Below are 5444 nucleotides of genomic sequence, written 5' to 3' on the forward strand. Positions count from 1 at the left end.
GAAGCGCAAGTGGTTGAAGTTGTTGAAGAATTCTTCGAAAACTTCTGAAAATAATCACTTGACAGCAAATGAGGCTGCTGTAGAATGCGCGCCTCGGTTGAGACGAAAGATCTTAACCAACCGCTCTTTAACAACTGAATCAAGCAATTCGTGTGGGTGCTTGTGGAGTCAGACTGATAGTCAACAAGATTATCAGCATCACAAGTTACTCCGCGAGAAATCAAAGATGTAACCAACGATTGCTGAGCCAAGTTTAGGGTTTCTTAAAAACCCAAAGATGTTTGAACTGAAGAGTTTGATCATGGCTCAGATTGAACGCTGGCGGCAGGCCTAACACATGCAAGTCGAGCGGTAGAGAGAAGCTTGCTTCTCTTGAGAGCGGCGGACGGGTGAGTAATGCCTAGGAATCTGCCTGGTAGTGGGGGATAACGTTCGGAAACGGACGCTAATACCGCATACGTCCTACGGGAGAAAGCAGGGGACCTTCGGGCCTTGCGCTATCAGATGAGCCTAGGTCGGATTAGCTAGTTGGTGGGGTAATGGCTCACCAAGGCGACGATCCGTAACTGGTCTGAGAGGATGATCAGTCACACTGGAACTGAGACACGGTCCAGACTCCTACGGGAGGCAGCAGTGGGGAATATTGGACAATGGGCGAAAGCCTGATCCAGCCATGCCGCGTGTGTGAAGAAGGTCTTCGGATTGTAAAGCACTTTAAGTTGGGAGGAAGGGCAGTTACCTAATACGTGATTGTTTTGACGTTACCGACAGAATAAGCACCGGCTAACTCTGTGCCAGCAGCCGCGGTAATACAGAGGGTGCAAGCGTTAATCGGAATTACTGGGCGTAAAGCGCGCGTAGGTGGTTTGTTAAGTTGGATGTGAAATCCCCGGGCTCAACCTGGGAACTGCATTCAAAACTGACTGACTAGAGTATGGTAGAGGGTGGTGGAATTTCCTGTGTAGCGGTGAAATGCGTAGATATAGGAAGGAACACCAGTGGCGAAGGCGACCACCTGGACTAATACTGACACTGAGGTGCGAAAGCGTGGGGAGCAAACAGGATTAGATACCCTGGTAGTCCACGCCGTAAACGATGTCAACTAGCCGTTGGAAGCCTTGAGCTTTTAGTGGCGCAGCTAACGCATTAAGTTGACCGCCTGGGGAGTACGGCCGCAAGGTTAAAACTCAAATGAATTGACGGGGGCCCGCACAAGCGGTGGAGCATGTGGTTTAATTCGAAGCAACGCGAAGAACCTTACCAGGCCTTGACATCCAATGAACTTTCTAGAGATAGATTGGTGCCTTCGGGAACATTGAGACAGGTGCTGCATGGCTGTCGTCAGCTCGTGTCGTGAGATGTTGGGTTAAGTCCCGTAACGAGCGCAACCCTTGTCCTTAGTTACCAGCACGTAATGGTGGGCACTCTAAGGAGACTGCCGGTGACAAACCGGAGGAAGGTGGGGATGACGTCAAGTCATCATGGCCCTTACGGCCTGGGCTACACACGTGCTACAATGGTCGGTACAGAGGGTTGCCAAGCCGCGAGGTGGAGCTAATCCCATAAAACCGATCGTAGTCCGGATCGCAGTCTGCAACTCGACTGCGTGAAGTCGGAATCGCTAGTAATCGCGAATCAGAATGTCGCGGTGAATACGTTCCCGGGCCTTGTACACACCGCCCGTCACACCATGGGAGTGGGTTGCACCAGAAGTAGCTAGTCTAACCTTCGGGAGGACGGTTACCACGGTGTGATTCATGACTGGGGTGAAGTCGTAACAAGGTAGCCGTAGGGGAACCTGCGGCTGGATCACCTCCTTAATCGACGACATCAGCTGCTCCATAAGTTCCCACACGAATTGCTTGATTCATTGAAGAAGACGATAAAGAAGCAGCCCGAAATTGGGTCTGTAGCTCAGTTGGTTAGAGCGCACCCCTGATAAGGGTGAGGTCGGCAGTTCGAATCTGCCCAGACCCACCAATTTTGTGTGGGAAACGCCTGTAGAAATACGGGGCCATAGCTCAGCTGGGAGAGCGCCTGCCTTGCACGCAGGAGGTCAACGGTTCGATCCCGTTTGGCTCCACCACTACTGCTTCTAGAAGTTGAAAGCTTAGAAATGAGCATTCCATCAATGTGATGGTGAATGTTGATTTCTAGTCTTTGATTAGATCGTTCTTTAAAAATTTGGGTATGTGATAGAAAGATAGACTGAACGTTACTTTCACTGGTAACGGATCAGGCTAAGGTAAAATTTGTGAGTTCTCTTAGTTGAGAAATTCGAATTTTCGGCGAATGTCGTCTTCACAGTATAACCAGATTGCTTGGGGTTATATGGTCAAGTGAAGAAGCGCATACGGTGGATGCCTTGGCAGTCAGAGGCGATGAAAGACGTGGTAGCCTGCGAAAAGCTTCGGGGAGTCGGCAAACAGACTTTGATCCGGAGATGTCTGAATGGGGGAACCCAGCCATCATAAGATGGTTATCTTACGCTGAATACATAGGCGTAAGAGGCGAACCAGGGGAACTGAAACATCTAAGTACCCTGAGGAAAAGAAATCAACCGAGATTCCCTTAGTAGTGGCGAGCGAACGGGGACTAGCCCTTAAGTGGCTTTGAGATTAGCGGAACGCTCTGGAAAGTGCGGCCATAGTGGGTGATAGCCCTGTACGCGAAAATCTCTTAGTCATGAAATCGAGTAGGACGGAGCACGAGAAACTTTGTCTGAATATGGGGGGACCATCCTCCAAGGCTAAATACTACTGACTGACCGATAGTGAACTAGTACCGTGAGGGAAAGGCGAAAAGAACCCCGGAGAGGGGAGTGAAATAGATCCTGAAACCGTATGCGTACAAGCAGTGGGAGCCCACTTTGTTGGGTGACTGCGTACCTTTTGTATAATGGGTCAGCGACTTATTTTCAGTGGCGAGCTTAACCGAATAGGGGAGGCGTAGCGAAAGCGAGTCTTAATAGGGCGTCTAGTCGCTGGGAATAGACCCGAAACCGGGCGATCTATCCATGGGCAGGTTGAAGGTTGGGTAACACTAACTGGAGGACCGAACCGACTACCGTTGAAAAGTTAGCGGATGACCTGTGGATCGGAGTGAAAGGCTAATCAAGCTCGGAGATAGCTGGTTCTCCTCGAAAGCTATTTAGGTAGCGCCTCATGTATCACTGTAGGGGGTAGAGCACTGTTTCGGCTAGGGGGTCATCCCGACTTACCAAACCGATGCAAACTCCGAATACCTACAAGTGCCGAGCATGGGAGACACACGGCGGGTGCTAACGTCCGTCGTGAAAAGGGAAACAACCCAGACCGTCAGCTAAGGTCCCAAAGTTATGGTTAAGTGGGAAACGATGTGGGAAGGCTTAGACAGCTAGGAGGTTGGCTTAGAAGCAGCCACCCTTTAAAGAAAGCGTAATAGCTCACTAGTCGAGTCGGCCTGCGCGGAAGATGTAACGGGGCTCAAACCATACACCGAAGCTACGGGTATCACGTAAGTGATGCGGTAGAGGAGCGTTCTGTAAGCCTGTGAAGGTGAGTTGAGAAGCTTGCTGGAGGTATCAGAAGTGCGAATGCTGACATGAGTAACGACAATGGGTGTGAAAAACACCCACGCCGAAAGACCAAGGTTTCCTGCGCAACGTTAATCGACGCAGGGTTAGTCGGTCCCTAAGGCGAGGCTGAAAAGCGTAGTCGATGGAAAACAGGTTAATATTCCTGTACTTCTGGTTATTGCGATGGAGGGACGGAGAAGGCTAGGCCAGCTTGGCGTTGGTTGTCCAAGTTTAAGGTGGTAGGCTGGAATCTTAGGTAAATCCGGGATTCTAAGGCCGAGAGCTGATGACGAGCTAACTTTTAGTTAGCGAAGTGGTTGATGCCATGCTTCCAAGAAAAGCTTCTAAGCTTCAGGTAACCAGGAACCGTACCCCAAACCGACACAGGTGGTTGGGTAGAGAATACCAAGGCGCTTGAGAGAACTCGGGTGAAGGAACTAGGCAAAATGGCACCGTAACTTCGGGAGAAGGTGCGCCGGTGAGGGTGAAGGACTTGCTCCGTAAGCTCATGCCGGTCGAAGATACCAGGCCGCTGCGACTGTTTATTAAAAACACAGCACTCTGCAAACACGAAAGTGGACGTATAGGGTGTGACGCCTGCCCGGTGCCGGAAGGTTAATTGATGGGGTTAGCTAACGCGAAGCTCTTGATCGAAGCCCCGGTAAACGGCGGCCGTAACTATAACGGTCCTAAGGTAGCGAAATTCCTTGTCGGGTAAGTTCCGACCTGCACGAATGGCGTAACGATGGCGGCGCTGTCTCCACCCGAGACTCAGTGAAATTGAAATCGCTGTGAAGATGCAGTGTATCCGCGGCTAGACGGAAAGACCCCGTGAACCTTTACTATAGCTTTGCACTGGACTTTGAATTTGCTTGTGTAGGATAGGTGGGAGGCTTTGAAGCGTGGACGCCAGTCTGCGTGGAGCCATCCTTGAAATACCACCCTGGCAACTTTGAGGTTCTAACTCAGGTCCGTTATCCGGATCGAGGACAGTGTATGGTGGGTAGTTTGACTGGGGCGGTCTCCTCCTAAAGAGTAACGGAGGAGTACGAAGGTGCGCTCAGACCGGTCGGAAATCGGTCGTAGAGTATAAAGGCAAAAGCGCGCTTGACTGCGAGACAGACACGTCGAGCAGGTACGAAAGTAGGTCTTAGTGATCCGGTGGTTCTGTATGGAAGGGCCATCGCTCAACGGATAAAAGGTACTCCGGGGATAACAGGCTGATACCGCCCAAGAGTTCATATCGACGGCGGTGTTTGGCACCTCGATGTCGGCTCATCACATCCTGGGGCTGAAGCCGGTCCCAAGGGTATGGCTGTTCGCCATTTAAAGTGGTACGCGAGCTGGGTTTAGAACGTCGTGAGACAGTTCGGTCCCTATCTGCCGTGGACGTTTGAGATTTGAGAGGGGCTGCTCCTAGTACGAGAGGACCGGAGTGGACGAACCTCTGGTGTTCCGGTTGTCACGCCAGTGGCATTGCCGGGTAGCTATGTTCGGAATAGATAACCGCTGAAAGCATCTAAGCGGGAAACTAGCCTCAAGATGAGATCTCACTGGAACCTTGAGTTCCCTGAAGGGCCGTCGAAGACTACGACGTTGATAGGTTGGGTGTGTAAGCGCTGTGAGGCGTTGAGCTAACCAATACTAATTGCCCGTGAGGCTTGACCATATAACACCCAAGCAATTTGACTACTCGAAAGAGCATCAGATTGCGGTGTGTGAAGACGAAATGAACCGAAAGTTCGACGCTCACAAGACACCGACTTCTATTACATACCCAATTTGCTGAAGCGAGGCCAACAGGTCACGACTCAGTACCCGAATTTCTTGACGACCATAGAGCATTGGAACCACCTGATCCCATCCCGAACTCAGCAGTGAAACGATG

2 tRNA genes and 3 rRNA genes are annotated in these 5444 nt (G+C 51.0%); all 5 read left to right on the forward strand.

The annotated features are described in order from the left end of the window. The first annotated feature begins 283 nt into the window (after window positions 1–283). Window positions 284–1820: ribosomal RNA gene (locus tag CQ041_RS26020) — 16S ribosomal RNA — on the forward strand. A gap of 83 nt (window positions 1821–1903) precedes the next feature. Next, window positions 1904–1980: transfer RNA gene (locus CQ041_RS26025), tRNA-Ile, on the forward strand. A 30-nt stretch (window positions 1981–2010) separates the two neighbouring features. Continuing rightward, window positions 2011–2086 (forward strand) — tRNA-Ala (locus tag CQ041_RS26030). A 247-nt stretch (window positions 2087–2333) separates the two neighbouring features. After that, a 23S ribosomal RNA gene (locus tag CQ041_RS26035) occupies window positions 2334–5225 on the forward strand. A gap of 157 nt (window positions 5226–5382) precedes the next feature. Then, window positions 5383–5444: ribosomal RNA gene (gene rrf / locus CQ041_RS26040) — 5S ribosomal RNA — on the forward strand; the annotation flags it as partial.

The organism is Pseudomonas sp. MYb60, assembly GCF_002979555.1.
Taxonomy (GTDB): Bacteria; Pseudomonadota; Gammaproteobacteria; order Pseudomonadales; family Pseudomonadaceae; genus Aquipseudomonas.